The following is an 18,920-nucleotide window of genomic DNA, read 5'->3' on the forward strand; positions in this document are numbered from 1 at the left end:
CCCGGGGCAGTGGGTCTCCGAGGCGGTTTCTCGGTGACTTCGCGGCGAGATGCGATCGACGATCGATAGCATGGCCCGAGTCTGTCCGCAGGCGTCGTCGCCCGGCCCCGGGCATGAGAGGAACGCGACCATGACACAGATCCACGTGGGACCGCCGCCTCCGCGAAGCCATGCGCGGCTGTGGATCTCGACGCTGCTGCTCATCGTCTACTCCGCCTTCGTGCTGCTGGTGACGATGTGGCCGCAGCCCGAGCAGCTCGAGTTCGACAGCATCGCCGGGCGGGTGCTCCGCGCACTGCACAACCTCGGGGTGCCCGAGCGGTTCGGCTACAACGAGCTGGAGTTCGTCGCCAACATCGGCATGTTCGTGCCGCTCGGATTCCTGCTCGGACTCGCGCTCGCGCGCAAGGCCTGGTGGCTCGCGATCTTCCTGCTGCCGGCTTTCTCCGGAGCGATCGAGTTCACGCAGGGCATCGCCCTGGACGAGCGCGTGTCGACCGTTCTCGACGTGCTCGCCAACACGGTCGGCGGATATGCGGGTCTGCTGCTGGCGATGATCCTGAGGGCGATGATCCACGCCAGGGATCGCACGATGATCGAACGCGAGCTGTGGGAGCGTCGCGCCGCCGCGGCCGAACTGCAACGGCAGAACGCGGCGCGAGCGGCGGCTCGTCACGCGTCACCGGTGCAGGCGGCGACGGCGTGGGCCGAGGAGCCCGATCCGGTGACCCGCGTGCTGGACGCGGACTTCTGGGAGACGGGGGACGCGCCTACGGTGCGGATCCCGGTCTAGGTTCTCGAAGAGGCTGCCGTATCCGAGATCTGGAACAGCGTGGGGGTTCAGTTCGACTGCGGGCAGGCCGATAGGATTTCGGGGGCTGGACAACCAGCATCTTGATCGGAGGAACGCCATGAACGCCAGAGATCAAGATCGAGGAACGCTCCCGAGCTGGCGGATCGAGAACGACGTTCTGGTCTCGAGCAGCGGAGTCGCCTTCCTGGCCGGGGAAATCAGCAGCCTCTCCAATATGCGACCGGCGAGCTGAAACCGGCGCCGGAGTCCGTCCGAGTCTTCTCTCGCAATCTCGAGGCTCGCGCTGCCGACACCTTCGCACGAGGTGTGGGCTACGCGCATGTCGTGTTCCCGGACAAGCAGTCCGTCCTGACGGAAGAATTTCCGTTCCAGCCTGTCGTCAGGTTGGGCGAGACGTATCTCGAGCAGCTTCCAGCGACGATGGTTCCGCGCGTCGTCTACCCCGTGCGCGAGCTTCGCCAGGAGCCGAACAGCTGCCTGCCTCTCGACACCCATCTGTCGCACACAGGCTCGCTCGTCGTCCTGCGCGAGATGGTGGCGGCTGTCGGAGTGGAGGCACCCGAGGCACTCGATCGAGTGGCGAGCCGGATCATGCGACCACGCCGTTGGTCAGGAGACCTCGGGAGCAAGTTGAATCCAGAGCGCTTTCAAGAGGCGCTCCAGCTCCACCCCGATTGGGAGGTGCAGGAGTTCAACAGCGGGGGCGGCTTCAACGATGGGATGATCGACATCCTCCTCAGTCCGGACGCGCCGATCAACAAGACGGTCCTGTTGTTCGGAGATTCCTTCTTCCGGCTGATGCTGAAACACCTGAGCGGAGTCTTCACCCGGGTGGTGTGTCTGAGGACCAGGTTCTATCACCGCGAGATGGTGGAACTGATCGAGCCCGACATCATCTTCACGGGCAACGCCGAGCGCTATCTCTCCCGCGTGTACTCGGATGAGAACGCCCTGCCCTTCGCGCTGTACCGTGCGTCCCGAGGTATCGCAGAGCCCTTCGAGCCCGAGTTCCTGGAGGCCTGGAGAAGCATCAGCTCACCGCGCGCGGCACAGTCCAGAGCCTTCCTCGCGGATCGCCGGGTCCCGCCAGAGCGACGGATCGCATGAGTGGCGATTCCGCCGGAGCGACAGATCGCCGATGCCCGGAGGCAGCGCCGACCATCCCCAACGGTGGACTTCCCCGTAGGTAGGAGCCGTTGTCAGCCGGATCGTCGATCAGACGCTTGATCACACAGCGGGGGAATCGCGCTTGCGCAACGAATCCAGTTCGCGCCGTACGGCGCGCAGCTCCGTTTCGAGTTTGCGTCTCTCGTTGGCGACCTGCCGCAGCTCGAGATGGAGATCGTAGACGTCCGTGTCCCTCGCAAAAGCGGCGTCGTTCCCGGACGCGGCGTCGATGACGAGGTCGGGCGCGTCCGCTACGGGAACGCCGTCGAGCGCGTCGGAAGCGGTGAGATCGACAGGTGTCCCTTTCTGACGCCCGTCGAACAGCACAGCTGCGCCCGACTTCGCGCGCAATATCGTTCGCGCTTCGAGCGTCTCCGTTCCCGCCTCGGCGTTGAACTTGAGCGGGAGCTCATAGCCGTGCGCGTAGCACAGAGATGTCAGGAGTGAATAGAGCCGGGTCATCTTGATCGACGGGATGTCCGCGCGAGCGTCCGTGATGGCGGACCTCGCCTTCTCCTTGTCGAAGTAGTCCCAGAGGGGGCTCGATCCGCATTCGTCGATGATCTGAAGGAAGCGCCGCTGCAAGGGGGACTTGAAGAACAGGGCAGATTGCCAGCCCGACGCCGACACGAGCTGGCGGGTGTTCCGCACGGGAGGCACGTGGACGGCGCTGCACCCCGCATTCAGTTCCAATCCGCCGTGCCAACCGTGCTCGGCGAACGGCAGGTCGACCAGATCGAAACGACTCCGCTTGACGATCTCGTAATGGATACGTTCGTCGTTTCGCCATTCCGGCGGAGCCAGGAAGGAGAGATCGATCAGGTCCGGGTCGTAGAGAGGATGCACGGGGTGGCTCGCCCACAATGCTCCCTGGGAGAACTGTGCGCTCTCCCATGACTGCATGCCCTCGATGCGGAAGACGCCTCCGAGCTGGGCCACGCTCGCGCCGCTGTCGACGTAATAGCGTGCGCGCTCAACCAGCTGTTCCTTGAGGTCTGCGGCAGCGTCCGCCCGCAGGAGATCATTCGGATCGATGTTGGCTCCCGCGAACATCCGCTGAGCGAAATCTTCGGGAGAAGCGTACGGAGTGCTGAACCACTTGTCCCGATACACCTCACCCACGTGACCCTGGAGCAGTACCGCGGGCGAGATGCCCGCGCTCCCTCCGCCATCCCAGATCGGCAGCATTCCGTCGTAGCGGAAGACCGCGCCGAGGCGCTGCCTGAATATGTCTCCCGAGGAGAAGCTCGCGGGCTTGGGAATGTTGTTGGTGAACTCAGCGCCGATCGCCTCGGCGACACTACGGCCCACGACGACATCGGGGTGATCCGGGACACCGTTGGAGAACGCCGCCAGAGTGGCCGGGAGCGGACCGGTCATGGTCGCCAAGGCCGCGATGGCGCGAGAATCGCGGCCACCGGTGAGCGCCAGGTTCACCCTCGCTCCCGTATCGAACACAGCTCGAAGCGAGCCGGCCATCTCGCCGACCACCCGGTCCAACACCGCTTCGGGATCTCGCGCGAGTTCCGCGCGCATCTCGCCGCCGTCTTGACGGTTGAGATAAGAGAGAGGGCGCTCATGGACCAGAACGCCGCTGTCCGTGATTCCGAGCCAGCCACCCTGGGGCACGCGACGAATGCCGCTGACCAGGGTGTCCTCTCCCAAGGGCCAGAATGCGATCGCCTGCCAGGCGAGGCTTCGGTAGTCGAAGTCCAAGTGCGGCATCAGGGCCTGAATCAAACGCGGTCGCGTGGTGACGATGCATGTCCCATCCCCGGCCTCGTGGTAGAAGAGCGGGACCATGGACAGGGGGTCACTCACGAAGGTTGCGTCACTTCCATCGAAGTGACAGATCCCGTAGTCGCCGACGAGGCGTTCGCGCAGAGTCGGCGAGCCTCCGCCCGTGATCTCGCGGGCGATCGCCTCGGCGGTCAGGAGGTGGGCATCGTCCCGCCCGCGCCTGATCGCATGGCCCTTGAGCAGGGTCACCGCGCCGTCTAGGTCCGTGTGCCTCTGATCGCTCGCCCGATAGAGGTGAGTGGAGCGCGAGAAGTGCATGGCCGCCATGCGTCGGTCGGCTGAGACCAAGAGCTCCGCGCCTTCGGAGCGGTATCCGAGCGCCGCGATCAAGGAAGAGGACCGGTTGTTGAGGATCTGTGCACCCTGGCCAGTCCGGTCACTGATGAACACATAGTCGCTCATTGTCCAGCCACTCCCAATCATCTGCGCGCAGGCGCGTCTGCCTTCAGTAGCGTACATGCGCGCGCTCGCGCTGCACTTCTCGGTCTGAGCCGCCCGATATGACGGCGTGGCGACGGGGGCGTGCGGGGACCGGGGCCGCGCGGGGCGTTGCGATATCCTGGCATCGGCTCGTGATCCGCAAAGACAGGTTCTTTCTGCGTGCCGTACTAGGAGGGGTGTGGCTGCCGATATGACAGCACTGGTCGGAGTGATCGACGGGTTCAATGGACGAGGTGTGTTCGGGTGGGCTCGTCGCGACGGCGACGGCTCGAGTCTTCACATCGACATCGAGCTCGACGGCGTGCTCGTCGCGACGAACGTCCCCGCCGACAGGTTCCGGAAGGATCTCGTCTCCGCCGGTGACGCTCATGGCAGGCACGGTTACGTGTGGGAACTCCCCGCCTCCGCGACGTTCGGGGAGCGTGTGAAGGTCGCAGTCCTGGCGAACGGATCGGGCGAACTGATCGCAGAGCGCGAGTTCGCAGCGCCTTTCAGCGGCACGCCCTGGCGCGGTGCCATCCGCGAGCCCAAGAACCGGGCGCTGAACGGTTGGGTGAAGCTGAACGGCAAGAACGACCCTGTCGTCGCTGACATCTATCTCAACGAACACCGCGTCGCTGCAAGTCACAGGTGCGACCTCGCAGTTCCGGAACTCACCACGGGAGCCGGAACAGGATCGTGGGGATTCAGTGTTCCCACCGGCAAGTTCCGCCCCTCGGCAGACTCCGTCGTGGTGTCGCTCCGCGATCCCGCAGACGGGTCGATCATGCTCGAGAGAGAGGTGAGCACCGCCGCCCTCAAAGACTCGTACCGCGGCAGCCTCGAAGGCACCGACGACGCTGACGTGCGCGGATGGGCCATCAATGAGAACTGGCCGGATGACGTCTTCGATGTCGAAGTGCTTCTCGACGGCCATCCATATCTGACGGTCAAGAACTCGCTGCCGCGAAATGACCTGCGCAAAGCCGGCCTCGCCAACGGCCAGGGCGGAGTGAGATTCATCAATCCGCTGCACCGATGGATCTCCGACGGTGCTGAGCACGCACTCTCGCTGCGGTTCCCCGACCAGACGACGAGTAGCGAGTATCGCTTCAGCTCACACCCGCGCCAGTCACAGGGGGAAGCGTCCGCTTCGAGGAGCCCTCGCGCCGTGGCGTGACCATCATCGTCCCGATCTACAACGCGCCGGACGATGTGGCGGTATGCATCGAGCGTCTCCTGGCTCACACCCCTGAATCCGCACGCATCCTGCTGATCGACGACTGCTCACCCGATGCACGGGTGAGAGAAGTGCTTGCTCGCCACCGCGACGAGACGAGGCTACGGATCCTCGGCAACGAGACGAACATGGGGTTCACGAGGACCGTGAACCGGGGGATCGTCGAAGCAGGGGACGACGACGTCGTGCTCCTGAACTCGGACGCGCGCGTGACGCCCGGATGGCTCGACGGCATGCTCGCGGCCGCCGCCAACTCGCCTCGGACCGCGACAGTGACCGCCATGTCGGACCGAGCCGGCGCGTTCTCGGCGCCGCGAATCGGGAACGACAATCCGCTGCCTGCCGGCGTCGATGAGATCGCGTATGCGCGTGCGTTCCGCCGGGAATCGGTGCGGGTGTATCCGAGAGTCCCCACCGGCAACGGTTTCTGCATGTGGATCAGCCGACTCTGCATCGAGGAGATCGGGCCGCTCGATTCGCAGGCTTTTCCGCGTGGTTATGGCGAGGAGAACGACTTCTGCATGCGCGCGGGCCGCGCCGGTTGGATCCACGTCATCGATGACAGCACCTATGTCTTCCACGATCGATCGAAGAGCTTCGGCGATACCAAGACCGAGCTGCTCGCCGCAGGCCGGGCCGTCGTAGACGCTCGATACCCCGAATACAAGCACGCGATCCGCGTTTTCCGAGAGAGCCCGGAGATCGCGATCGCGCGAAATCGTGCGCACGTCGCGCTGACCGTGGCGTCCAGGAGCGCTGTCGCGCTTCCTCGTGTTCTCTACGTCATCTCGACGACGACGGGTGGGACGCCCCAGACGAATGCGGACCTCATGAACGCGCTCGACGACGCCGTGGAGCCTTGGGTGTTGCGCTGCGATTCGCGCGAGATGACTCTGAGCCGGGTCGTCGACGGCGAGCTTCACGAAGTGTACCGACACGAACTGCATCACGAGCTCGAGCCGATCGGTCACATCTCGCCCGAGTACGACAGCGTGGTCGGGTCGTGGCTCAGACAGTGCGATTTCGACATCGTCCACATCAGGCATCTGCTGTGGCACTCGCTGTCGCTGCCGGGCATCGCGAGCCAGCTCGGGATGAAGGTCGTCGTCTCCTTCCACGACTACTACGCCTTGTCTCCCAACCTGAAGTTGATCGACGATCGGGGCACCTACCTGGGTGACGAGTACGTCGGGTCAGGTTCGGTGTACCGCGACTCCGGCTGGCCGGTGCAGCAATACCCGACACCGACAGGCGAATGGCTGCAATGGTGGCAGGACCGTTTCTGGCGGGCGATCCGGATGTGCGACGCATTCGTCACCACGTCGGACAGCGCCCGCGACCTGATCCTCTACCACTTTCCCGAGATGGATCCCGAGCGGTTCAGTGTCATCGAACACGGTCGGGACTTCGAAGTCCTCCGCTTCGTCGCCGCTCGGCCGGTATATGGCGAGCCCATCAGGATTCTGGTGCCAGGGGGGATCAACGCGGCGAAGGGCGCGGAGATTCTGCGATCGATGGCGGACGCCGATGCCCATGGGCAGATCGAGTGGCACATTCTCGGACCGATAAAAGAGAAGTTCGAATCCAAGGGGTCACGCGTCGTCTACCACGGCGCCTACAAGCGTGAGAACTTCGGCAAACTCGTCGAGAAGATCGCGCCCCATGCGGGAGCGGTGCTCTCGATCTGGGACGAAACCTACTGTCATACCGTCACGGAGATGTGGAGCGTCGGCATCCCCGTCTTCGTTCTCGACTTCCCCAACGTTGCGCAGCGCGTGAGACGCTTCAATGCCGGCTGGGTTCTCGACGGCCTGGACGCCCCCTCCCTGCTCACGCAGATGACGGAGGCGCTCTACGATCGTGAGGCACGCGTGGCGGCTCTGCGTGGTGTCCACGATTGGCAGAACGGTTGGGGCATCGCGTGGACGACGAAGCAGATGGCACTGCGGTACCTCGACGTCTACCGCCGGATTCTCGCCGGATCGGAAGGCGATTCGTCAGACACGCTCCGAGTCGGCGTCCTTTCCCGTTCTTCCCGTGACCTCACGCGAGCCCCCGCATCGACCTATATCCGACTGTGGGAACGCACGCGGAACTCTGTGGCCCGCGATGTGGACTTCGTGCGGGTCGCACCGGACGGCGCGATCGCATCCGTGCGGCAGGGCTTGATCGACGGATTGATCGTGCAGCGCGACGCGGTACCCGCCGCAGCCGTCACGGACCTGATCACGGCACTCAGCGCGGCCGGTGCGGCGCTCGTGATCGAGGAGGACGGCGATCTGATGCCGGCCGATTCCGAAAGCGACGCGCGCCTGAGAGATGTCGCGGATGCACCTGCATCGACGGCGCTGCTGCGCCGCGCGACGGCCTTCTCGGTGTCGACAGAGGCGCGCCGTGACCGATTGGCGGATCTGGATGTTCCGGTTGAGGTCTTCCCTGCCGCGCTGAGTGATCGTCTGTGGAGCGTGCCGGTCAGTCCGCGGGTACGAGATGGGAAGGTCCGCGCGCTGTACCTCGGAGACCGGACGCACCGCGCGGATCTCGACGTGGTGCTCCCGGCGCTCGATGCGTTCGCGGCCACCCGCCCCGACTTCGAACTCGTGTTGATCGGCATCACCGCTGAAGATGAGCTGGAAGAGCTGCGAGACGGCCGGCCCTGGCTGCAGGGCTTCGAGGCGCCGGAGAGCGTTCGGCAGTTCCCGCAGTCCGTCGAATGGCTGCATGAGTGCGCCGAACGAGTCGACTTCGCGATCGCACCGCTGGCGGGCACGGAGCTCGACGCGTCCCGGTCTGACCTCCAGCTCCTCGAACATCTCGCCCTGGGGATGCGTACTGTCGCCAGCGCCGTCGGGCCGTACCGGGAGACCTCGATCCCCGGGGTGACAGCCGTCGCGAACTCGGTCGACACATGGGTCGATGCGCTCCGTCGCACGACCACCGAGGTCGAGTCGGAAGGATCGCGTATCGAGGGCCGCGCCTGGCTGGTCGAGAACGGCATGCTCGCGGGTCAGCAGCCCCGGTTCGATCGGTTCCTGAGATCAGCGGTGGATACCGCGAGAACCCCGCACTAGGACGCAATGATCGCGGTGTGATTCCGTCGGCCCCGCTGCGCGGGGCCGACGGCGAGTGTGTCCGCCTCCTGGCGGACGCGCTGCTAGTGGGCAGCGACCGTCCGGGCAGCGCCCTGCAGTGCCCCTCGAAGCTCAGCCCAGTGATCGTCGATTCTCCGGAGGGCCGGCTCGATATCGACGGGGGTCAGTGCGGTCTGCCGGCCGCCGGCGCTGAGGACCTTCAGGGCCTCGTCCCAGCTCGAGACCAGGCGTTCTTCGGCGTCGAGGTGCGCAAGCAGCCCGCGGAACTTGTGCTGGGCGGCGTGGCTGGCGACGATGAGTCCGGGGACTCCGAACGACGCGGCAGTGATGAACCCGTGCATGGATGAGCCGATGTACGCGCACGAGCGAGAGATCACGTAGGCGATGTCCTCTACGGCCTTCGGCGCTCCGAACACGACCGGGTCAGAGTGCATCTGTGCAGCCACCGTCTCGGCGAAATCGTCGTCGCCGTGACAAGGACCGATGGCGATGAGGACGATCGTCGCTTGGAGCGTCGCGGATAGCTCATCGAGACGTCGGGCGAGCGACGCGACGTCGCCGCCCTTGTAGCGGGCATTGATGTGCACTGCTGCGAACCGGGAGTCCAACGTCTCCGTCAGCCGGGTCGGCGCGTCCAGGTTCGCAGGCGCGCTCGTGGTGAACATGTCGCGGAGTTCCAGTGCGGAATCGGGGACCACGGTGGCTCCCGGGACGCCGATAGACCGCAGTACCTCTTGGCTGTAGGTGTCGCGGACGGAGAGGTAATCGGCTCGGGAGGCGAAGCGACGCATCAGAGGTGCGGCCGTCCTGCCCGGCACCTTGGGAACTCCCGGGGCGTTCACCACCAGAGGGATCCGCTGTCTCGTTGCGAGTTGCGTGGCACCGAGCCACAATCGCGGGTACGCCACGCTTTTCACACTCTTGTAGGTGGCGAGGTTGGTCCCATTGTCATGGATGATGTTCCCGCCCCCGACAACGACGGCGTCGAACTCGGTTCCTGCTCGCTGCACGTCGGCCAGAGAACGGCTGACGGGAACATCCCGATAGATCCGTATGCCGCCTACCGGCGATATATGAACGACCTCATCTGAGATGTCTGCGAGTCGCCATTCCAGAAGACGGGGGAACAGGAGATCGCCGTAGTTGGCGACGTCGAATGTGCCGAAGTGAGCAATTCGCACTAGGTCTCCCAGTCTTCGTGCACGATGCGGGTATTCATGTCAGAGCAAGTCGAGGCGCCGGAGCCGCTCGTCGAACCGGGCGGGTACTCGACGGGCGCGGAACCTTCGGGTGGTCTTCTGACCGGCGACGCTGTCACGAACTATACAAGCGAATCGAGAGAGAAGGCGAGTAGTCGTGGACTCGCCTCGCCGGGGGTCGGGAAGCGTGCCGGCATCCGATGATCGATCCCATTCGGATACCCGGGCTGTGGAGGCGTGGCACGTGCCCTCACGTCAGCTACGCCGCGACAGCGCCGCGTCGAGAAGCGTACGGGCCCGCGAATCGAAGGAGTGATCCGCGCGGATTCTCGAGGCGATCTCGGCCATCCGCTCGGCCGACGGCATCCAGCTTCGATCGGTGACGAGCTCGCGCATGCGCTCCACCGAGTCCGCGACGACCACGGCACCTTCGAAGATCTCCAGGCCGTCGATCGCGTCGCTGATCAGCGGTGTTCCGCAGGCGAGGGCATCGAACGTGCGGTTGTTGATGAAGCCCCACTCCGCCATGTCGGAGAAGTGGTCATTGAGAACGATGTTCGCCGACCTGTAGGCGTGCGGCAGACGATCGGCATCGAGGTACCCGTCGCGCACATAGCGCTCGGGCGCGAACTTGTGCCAGCCGGGGCCCCAGAGGCCGACCGGAGCTTCGGCCTGCACGGCCATTCCCACGATGGCGCGTCCGAATTCGTGCCCGTGACTTCCTCCGACGAAGATCAGATCATCGGGCTCACTGACCGGGTCCAGGTCGGGCCGGAAGCGTTCAGGCGACGTCGCCTGCAGAAGCGGCTCGATGGTTCGACCGGAGCGTGCCGACATCCAAGCGGCCCACTTCTCCGAGGCGGCGTACACGAGGTCGTATCCGCGAACCTCGTCGACAGTCACCAGCTCCGGTCGGCTGATCACCCAGAGGATGTTGACAGCCCCGGGCTGCGGAGGGATCGCATGGCGTCCTCGCAGTGTCAGCACGACGTCGTCGAGGTACGAGGTCGACCGGGTCCAGGCCTCATGCCGATCCGTGACAACCTGCTGCCCCTGAGCCCTGAGTGCGCGTGCGAGATCGGACGCGAACGGGATGTCACCCCAGTGATCGCCGCCCCGCGTGCATGGAACGCCGGTCTTGATGGCCCAGCGCAACTGCGTGGGTGAGGTCGCGGATGCGGTCTCCAGACGACGCGACTCTCTCAGCAGCACTGGATTGGCCGACGGCTGCCCAGGGCTGAAGGTGGGCGCGAAGCCGGCGACCGTCATACCCAGAGCGCCGTAGCGGTATCGGTCGTCGGGTGCGCTCTGTCCGTGCCAACGCTCGAGATAGGTGCGGCGATTCTGCACCTGTCGGCGTTCGCGATAGGCACTGGTGCCCGGCTGATGAACGACGATCGCTTGCGGTTCGCATTCGAATCGAGCCGTGGGCATCTCGCGCTTCGCCCGACGGCAGAAGTCCATATCTTCGAGGCCGTTCGCATACATCGGGTCGAAGCCCGAGAGCTCGGCGAAGATCGCGGCGTCGAAAAGACTGGCGCTGGCGCTGATGGCGGTCAGGTCATCAGTCCGTACGACTGCGGCGTCGTCGATAGTGAGATTCGCGAGCAGCCCGCTCGGCAGGGGCAGCTGGTCGTAGAAGGCATAGCCGGCGTGCTGCACTGTGTAGTCCCGGTTCACCAGGAGGGCTTGAACACCGGCTGCCCCGCGCTCCCGCCGCCTCGTCGACAGGGCCTCGAGCCAACCGTCTCGGGCATCCGCATCAGGGTCGAGGAACGCGACCTGAGCGCCCGTGGTGAGGGAGAATCCGTAGTTGGCCGCGAGGGCGAAGTTGTTGTTCGCCGGGAGGCGGACGTACCGGACTCGCGGTTCGCTCATATAGCGGAGCGTCAGGTGCCGACCGACCGCAGCACGTGAACCGTTGTCGATGATGACGACCTCGAGATCGTCATCGAAGGAGTGCAGGAGGCGGTCGATGGACCGAGCGGCGTGCCCTGTCGATCCGGCGACGACAGTCACGAGGCTCGTGCGATCTGCGACGCGGTCATCGACGGACCGGCGCGTGGCCTCCCAGTCGATGAGGTTGCGCTCAGTGACGACCCACTGCCAGTGCTGTGACTCATTCTGAGTGATGCGCCCGTCGGCACTCTTGTTGTCGTATTCGCATCCGACGAACGGGAGGTATTCGAGTCGTCCCAGCTTCGCCAGTCGAAGGACGAGGTCGTAATCCACCCAGCGGCGCAGCGTGACGTCGAAGACGCCGGTCTCCTGCAGGGCCTGCGCCCGAACCACCAGCACGTTCAAGTCGATGGAGTTTGCGAGCTGAAGGTCGATGAGCTGTGCATCGCCGCCGCGATAGGCCACATCGTCGTCGCCGTGCAATCGCAGTCCAGCATGGGACGCGACGACGTCGGGAGCCGCGTCGAGGGCAGCCAACGACAGCTCGAGGAATCTGCGGGTCCAACTGTTGTCACTGTCGAGGAACGCGATGAACTCGCCCCGCGCCTGCTCCAGCCCGGTGTTGCGGCTGGCGCCGACGCCCGCGTGGGGACCTGCGAGAAGGCGCACCCGAGGGTCGGTGCGCACGTACTCTGCGACGACGTCACGTGTGGTGTCGGTCGACCCGTCATCGACGACGATCAATTCGAACTGGTCATGGGTCTGCGCGAGCACGGATTCGATCGCCACCCCCACGAGATCGGCTCGATTCAGAACCGGCATGATCACGGAGACGAGCGCGCGCGAGGGAGCGTTCGCCGAAGTGACGCCCGTGATCCACTGCTGAGTCTCTTTGTGGTCCCATGTCTTGCGACGAGGCGGCAGCGCGGCGGCCATCTGGTCCCGGTGGGTCTCTGCGAACTCGATGGCCGCCCTGCGCGCCTCGCCAAAGGTCGGGACGGCGCCCGCGAACCCCTCGGGGACAGGGAGAACCTGGTCGGGGCGGAGACGGGAGAGCAGGTCCAGGGGGTCTTCGTCGGTGAGGCGAGGATCGAACAACGGCCCCCAGGCATGTGTCCGCGCGTGGGGGCTGCGCAGGTAGCTGAGCAAGGTCGCCACGCCGTCTCGCGCGCGGGTCGCACTGCGGACGCTCGAGGGGAAGAACTCGATCTCGATCAGCGGGTGCGGAGAAAGCCCCGATCCGATGCCGTGAGCGAGATAGTGCTGCATCGCCTGTCGGGGTGTCTGCCCCTTCAGCTGGACGATCTCGGAGTAGTAGGAATGGTCGAATATCCCGCTCCTGAGCAAGGCGCCCGTGGCGTACACGCGGCGTGCCTCGATGTACTGAGCCCGCGCCGTCTTCTTCAATCCTGCTACCGACACTCGCGATTCCCCCTGATATATGGCGTTTTGTCTGATGCTATTCGATGTCGTCCGCGCTCATGCGGAGGTGATCGCACGCCGCACACGCTCGGCGGCGGGTCTCAGCCACGGCGCGCGCGCGAGCACAGCCCGCGCCGCCGGGATCGTCTTGCGCGAGAGGCGTCGTGCGAGCGTGCCCCGGCTGCTCGTCGTGGAGTCCTCGCCGCCACTGCGCACATTCGTGCTGCGCGAAGGAGAGCGCGTTGCCGCATGCTGCTCGGCGAACATGATGGACAGGTCCACGATCTGCCGGACATCGGCGAGAGTCGGTTCGGGCGACAGCTCGGACGGCAGCGTGCCGGAGACGAGTCCGCGATACCAGGACGCAAAGTCGTGGGAGAGTTCGCGCTCGGCCGCGACCAGCGATGCGTCCGACATGCGTGCGTAGCGGGTCGAATCAGCCACGATCTCGGCGACACGTCGGGCAAGCGCCTCGGCATCCCCCCATCTCGTCGTCGCGACGCCGCCGTTCTCGCGGGTCACGGCCAACCACGGCAGGTCGTACATCGCGACAGGGAGACCTCGCGACTGCGCCTCGGGGATGGTGAGCGGGTAGCCCTCGATGATGCTGGTGTTCACGAAGAGATCGGCGGAGTCGATCGCCGCGAGGAGCGCGTCGCCACGAAGCGGTCCTACGGCCGTGACTCGGTTGCCCAGTCCTCGTTCCTTGGCCGTTCTGTTCAGCTGCGCGGCAGTCATGTCTCGCCAGTCGGGACCGATGATCCGAAGGCGGAAGTCGACACCCATGCGATCGAGATTCTCGGCCATGTCGATCAGTTCGCTCACCCGTTTGGTGCGTTCCTGCAGTCGCCCCCACCAGACGAGTTCGGCCCGACGGCCCGCAGGTGCGCGCCTAGGCGCGGCCTCGATGCCCGCGGCGAGCAGGTTCGAGGACGGCGGATTGGGCAGGTAGGACACACGCGGCATCCCCCGCAGCTTCCAGAATGCGACGTCGAGCGGCGAGAGCACGACGAGATGCGAGAGCAGGGGAAAGTAGCGCGGGGCGGATTCGAGCCGTGCGAGACCCAGCAGCAGCGATCGACCGGCGAAGTTGTGCGACCAGCCGATGGTGCCGACGCCCTCTGCGCGAGCCGCGAGGGCGAAGGCCTGCCATGACGTCGAGTACTGCCACTGGTGATCGATCACGAGATCCACTTCGTGGAGCGCGCATACCTCGGCCCATTGCGCGAGCGCGCCGCCGAGAGTGTCAGTCGACACCTCGGCGAACCCCACCCCTGCCGGAAGGTTGGAGAGGTCGCTCCCCGGCTCACGCGCGACGACCGTGACCCGGAACCCGGACTCCTGCAGCACTCGCGCCTGAGAGATCACGACGCCCGAGATCCCGCCGGTGCGCAGATGGTTCGTTGCGAGCATGATGCTGCGCACCGGGCGAGCTGCGAGGTCGATCGCGTCACCGTGCGCGGCGAGCGTGTCGATCGCCTGGGGCCAGTGCAGCGCGGTGGACTGCACGATGTCGCTGGCGGACGCTCGCGTGTACAGGTCGGCGAACATCGCACTCCGCAGATCCGAGCGCGTGTGCTCCGCGAGATAGCGCGTGGTGTAGCCGATGATGGCGCGTCGGACGGACCCGTAACTCGTGAGGACGAGATCGGAGTCCGTGCTGGTGCTGGCGATCTGTCGAACCGCCGGCTCGATCGAATCGATGGATCGGATGGCGCCCGCGTAGAACGATGCTGTGCGGAGATCGCGCACCTTCTGACCGCTCCCACCGCGCCCGAAGTGATAGCAGTACAGACGGTCCGGGATCGACTCGAGGCGCGTGGCCAGCGCTGCGGCGAGGAAAGTGATCGGCAGGTCGTTGACCCTCGGCAGCACGAGATCTGCGGGCATGAGCGCGTAGGCATCGACGAGTAGGCGGGTACGGAACAGGTACCGCCACAGCTGCCCCTGGGCGGGACGATCGAGTGGGAACAGGTTGCGGAGCACATCGCTTCCGGCGAGCGACGAGTGCTTCGGTTGCAGGCGCGACTCGAACCGCCCGCCGGTGCGACCGTCGAGCTGCACGACCTCGACGCCGAACTGCACGAGGTCCGCACCGGTCGCCGTCGCCTTCTCGACCGCTGCCTCGGCTGCGGTGCCGGCGAGTTCGTCGTCGCCGTCGAGGAACAGCAGGTGGTCCGCCTTCGCCGCGAGGATCCCGGTGCGACGTGCGTGGTACGCCGACGCGTTCTTCTCGTGACGGATCAGCCGAACACGAGGGTCTCTCGCGATGTAGCGTTCGACGATCGCGGCGGTGTCATCTGTCGACGCGTCATCGACGACGATGATCTCGATCGCTGCGAGAGTCTGTCGAATGCAACTGTCGAGTGCGTCGGAGATCACGTCCGCGTCGTTGAAGACGGGGACGACGATGGAGACGAGGGGAGTCGCGGTCATGTGATCTCTCGTTATCGGCGCCGCAGTATGCGTGTGACCTTCGTCGCCGCCGGTCGCAGCCAGGGGGCCGCATCGATGACGCGACGGCCGATGGGGGTAAGCACGCGTTCGATGCGGATTCCAAGAGCCGGCCGCGATGAAGCGGCGAGCGCGGGTGCGCTCGTCGTGGACCGGGCCGGTGCGGGACGCGGGGGTGGCGTGCTTCGCTCGGCGAAGAAGACGAGCAGCTCGAGCACCTTGCGTCCGTCCTCGAGCGTCGGCTCGGGGAGAGCTCCGGCGCCAGCTCCCCGCGCAGCAGCTGCGAGTAGAGCTGGGAGAAATCATGCGAAGTCGCCTCGACAGCAGCTGCCACCGAGGCGCGGGACATCGCCTCGTACAGCGCCGGATCCACGGCGAGGTCGGCGATCGCCCCGGCGAGAGCCTCGGGATCCTGCTGGGGGGTGGAGATGACTCCGTCGTTGCCCTGGATGAGCGAGAGCCACGGCAGGTCGTACATCGCGATCGGAAGACCGCGCGACTGCGCCTCAGGCAGCGTCAGAGGGTAACCCTCGATGATGCTCGTGTTCACGAAGACATCAGACGAATCGATCACTTCGAGCAGATCGGCACCGTGCCGGGGGCCGATGGCTTCGACACGCTCCGAGACGCCGCGGGCCTCGGCGAGAGCCAGCAGCCGATCCGCACTCATATCGGCCCAATCAGGACCGACGATCCGCAGGCGGAAGTCGACTCCGAGCCGCTGCAGTGCCGCGGCGACCTCGACGAGCTGCGTGACCTTCTTGGTGTGCTCCTCGAGCCGGCCCCACCAGACGAGCTCCAGTCGCCGGTCGAGCGGCGCAGGCTTCGGGCCGCGCACTTCGCCGGCGGCGAGGAGGAACGGCGACGGTGGGTTCGGGAGGTAGCTGACATGACGGATACCCCGCAGCTTCCAGAACGCCACATCCAGCGGCGAGAGCACCACCAGGTGTGCGAGAGCCCGGAGGTGGGTGTGCAACAGCGTCTGCAGGTCGTTTCCGTTGTAGGTGGGCCGCCCGGCGAAGTTGTGCATCCACCCGACGGTCGCCGACCCCGCGGTGCGGGCAGCCAGTGCGAACGACGGCCAATCTCGGGAGTACAGGACGCGGTGATCGACGACCACATCGACGTCGAAGCGGCGGCAGAGCTGCGCCCACTGCATCACGCGCTGACGTCGGCTGATGCCGGTCAACTGCACGAGCGTCACGCCCTCGGGCACGAGCGACTCGGCGCTCCCCGCGCGGTGTGTGGCGATCGTCACACGATATCCGGCTCCGATCAGGATCCGCGCCTGCGCGAGCAGCACACCGGAGACTCCGCCCGTGGTCAGGACGTTGGTCGTCAACAGCACGCTGTGCACCGGAGTGCGACCGAGTTCGAGGCGTTCCCCCTGAGCGACGAGCGCGGGGATCGTGTCGGGAGCGAACGTCACGGCGGCTGAGATGAGGTCGAGGTCGGTGACGCAGGCACGCAGTGCCTCGTACCCGCGGGCGCGCATCTCCGGCGGCAGCGAGGTGAAGGCGTCAAGCGCTTCCCCGATGGCAGTGAGGTAGGCCGCGATGTGGCCGTCGAGCAGCGGTTCGGGGTCGGAGCTGTGACGGGCCTGCTCCCGGATGGTCGCCTCGATGGCCCGGAACGACGCGATGCGATGCAGTGCCCGATCGAGGCGGTGCTCCGGCTCGGTCTCGATGTCGCGACGGGATGACCGGTGCAGATACTCGACCGTGCTGACAGCTGCGTACGATGTGGCCGATGCATAGGCGAGCAGCACGGTCGCGCGGTCATCGAGCGGGTGGTCGGCGGCGGTCGCGGCGTACGCCTGTCTGAGCAGACTCGTCTCGAACAGGTGACGTGAGATGTCCAGTTCCGCCGCTGTGTCTCGCGGAACGAGGCTGCGCAGGATGTCGACTCCGCGGAGGGGGCGGGCCTCGACGGTGCGCTTCACACGGGAGCGGGCGCCCTTCGTCGCCGGGAGGGGGAACCCGACGAGCTGCGCACGCGACTCCACTGCGCGGCGGTGAAGGCGCATCGCCGTGCCACGCTGCACTGCGTCTCCAGGTTCGAGCACCAGCACATACGGTGCGCGCGCAGCTTCGATGCCGGCCCGACGCAGCTGCGCGTGAGCGGAATCCGACGGCTCGGTGATGATGACGACGCGTTCGTCGGAGAAGTGGGTCATCGCGCCGGAGCCGGCACCGCCTGCGCGGACGCACACGACCTCGATCCGGGTGAGCGACTGCGCGAGACAGGAGCGGATGCTGCGATCGACGGCGTCCGAGTCTGCGTCCGCAGCGATGATGAAGGAGACCAGGGAGTCGAGGGCGTCGTCATGGGATCGGGTGGCGGTCAGCGCGCTGCCGCCGCGGCGCGATACACGGCGCGATACTGCGCGCTGATTAGGTTGGGTGCCCGCGATTCGAGGTTGGGTCGGCCGGTGGGGGATCCGCTCGGAACGAAGCGAGCGTCTTCTCGAGCTCGTCGGCCGTCAACGGGCCGCTGTGACGCCGCACCCAGGACGGGCCGACCTCTTCGGCCAGCGACCGCGTCTGCTCGGTGTCTTCGACGAGCACCGGCCGGTCCAGGGACAGGGCGAGCATGAGGATGCTCTGGGACTCGTAGGCCTCGGCCGCTCCGACGATCACGATCTCGGCCTGACTCACCTCGGAGACGCAACTGGCATCGGAGAGGAGTTCGTCACGGAGTGACATCGAGTCGGGGTGGTCCGCGAGGGTTCGCATGTACGCTGCCTCGTGTTCGACTGGCACCTTGCCTGCGACGCGCAGCGTCCACGCGGGAAGGTCTGCGAGGCCGAACACCGTGAGAGCGGCTCGGCATGTCGGATGGAGCGTGGTGACCGCCGTGATCAGCACGCGCCCTGGCACGGACTCCTGCCGAGGAAAGCCGAGGAACCGGTCCCGCATGTGGCTGTGGGCGACGACCTGCGCCGATCGGCCATCCGCCGCAGTCGTGGGGTGCAGAGCGAGCACCGCAGCCGCGGCGCCGTCCACGATGACTTCTGCTCGAGAGTCGGGGCCGTTCGCCTCCTCGCCGCGGAGTGTGCGCACGAGTGCGATGCGTCGGCGCCGCAGAAGCCGGATGAAGCGCTTCGCACGCCTCGTGCGGTCGCGAGCACTGCGGTCTCCGAGGACGCTCGAGATGTCGGTGAGATGGATCACATCCGCCCCACGCGCGCGAAACGGGTCGGTGCGGAACTCCAGCACGACATCCTTCGGCGCCCGCCCCTCCGAGTCGTCGCCGATGAGCTGGTCGACGTAGTCGACCCGATATCGCGGGGGACGCGAGGTGACGAGCACCGTCGGAACGGAAGCCTCGGTCGCGCCCTGTTCAGTCGCTGCCCCGGTCCTGGGAACGGGCACGGAGAACACAGAGCCACCATATAGTGGGGTGCAGTGATT

Annotated in this window: 10 protein-coding genes; 4 read left to right on the forward strand and 6 right to left on the reverse strand. The window is 66.0% G+C overall.

Annotation, left to right across the window (positions count from 1 at the left end):
* Window positions 1-130 precede the first annotated feature (130 nt).
* Both ACZZ93_RS15465 and ACZZ93_RS15470 read left to right on the forward strand, forming a co-directional pair.
* Entirely contained in the window at window positions 131-793 is a 663-nt protein-coding gene (locus tag ACZZ93_RS15465; protein WP_053097507.1) for a VanZ family protein, read from the forward strand.
* A gap of 597 nt (window positions 794-1,390) precedes the next feature.
* Window positions 1,391-1,921 (forward strand): hypothetical protein, encoded by a 531-nt coding sequence (locus ACZZ93_RS15470; RefSeq protein ID WP_463511521.1) that lies wholly within the window; start codon window positions 1,391-1,393, stop codon window positions 1,919-1,921.
* A gap of 120 nt (window positions 1,922-2,041) precedes the next feature.
* Here ACZZ93_RS15470 and ACZZ93_RS15475 read toward each other — a convergent pair whose 3' ends face one another.
* Window positions 2,042-4,183: an asparagine synthetase B family protein gene (locus ACZZ93_RS15475; RefSeq protein ID WP_400341734.1), complete on the reverse strand. Its 2,142-nt coding sequence runs from the start codon at window positions 4,181-4,183 to the stop codon at window positions 2,042-2,044.
* A 229-nt stretch (window positions 4,184-4,412) separates the two neighbouring features.
* On the opposite strand from ACZZ93_RS15475, the gene ACZZ93_RS15480 reads away from it, so the two are divergent.
* Window positions 4,413-5,381: a hypothetical protein gene (locus tag ACZZ93_RS15480; protein ID WP_463499556.1), complete on the forward strand. Its 969-nt coding sequence runs from the start codon at window positions 4,413-4,415 to the stop codon at window positions 5,379-5,381.
* Window positions 5,378-8,512 carry a glycosyltransferase gene (locus ACZZ93_RS15485; RefSeq protein WP_463511522.1) on the forward strand — a complete coding sequence of 1,045 codons (3,135 nt, stop codon included), beginning with the start codon at window positions 5,378-5,380 and terminating at the stop codon, window positions 8,510-8,512. The genes ACZZ93_RS15480 and ACZZ93_RS15485 overlap by 4 nt, the downstream gene beginning before the upstream one ends.
* 83 nt (window positions 8,513-8,595) lie before the next feature.
* On the opposite strand, the gene ACZZ93_RS15490 is transcribed toward ACZZ93_RS15485, so the two are convergent.
* From ACZZ93_RS15490 to ACZZ93_RS15510, 5 genes are all read right to left on the reverse strand, one after another.
* On the reverse strand, window positions 8,596-9,714 hold the full coding sequence (locus ACZZ93_RS15490) for a polysaccharide pyruvyl transferase family protein (protein ID WP_400341738.1): 1,119 nt from the start codon (window positions 9,712-9,714) through the stop codon (window positions 8,596-8,598).
* A 273-nt stretch (window positions 9,715-9,987) separates the two neighbouring features.
* Window positions 9,988-13,038, reverse strand: a complete 3,051-nt coding sequence (locus ACZZ93_RS15495) for a glycosyltransferase (protein ID WP_463511523.1) — start codon at window positions 13,036-13,038, stop codon at window positions 9,988-9,990.
* 72 nt (window positions 13,039-13,110) lie between these two features.
* Window positions 13,111-15,435 carry a glycosyltransferase gene (locus ACZZ93_RS15500; protein ID WP_463511759.1) on the reverse strand — a complete coding sequence of 775 codons (2,325 nt, stop codon included), beginning with the start codon at window positions 15,433-15,435 and terminating at the stop codon, window positions 13,111-13,113.
* Window positions 15,365-17,683 (reverse strand): glycosyltransferase family 4 protein, encoded by a 2,319-nt coding sequence (locus ACZZ93_RS15505; RefSeq protein ID WP_463511524.1) that lies wholly within the window; start codon window positions 17,681-17,683, stop codon window positions 15,365-15,367. Before ACZZ93_RS15505 ends, ACZZ93_RS15500 begins: the two co-directional genes overlap by 71 nt.
* Before the next feature lie 217 nt (window positions 17,684-17,900).
* On the reverse strand, window positions 17,901-18,890 hold the full coding sequence (locus ACZZ93_RS15510; RefSeq protein WP_463511525.1) for a hypothetical protein: 990 nt from the start codon (window positions 18,888-18,890) through the stop codon (window positions 17,901-17,903).
* Window positions 18,891-18,920: the final 30 nt, after the last annotated feature.

This window comes from Microbacterium sp. AC026 (genome assembly GCF_979258475.1).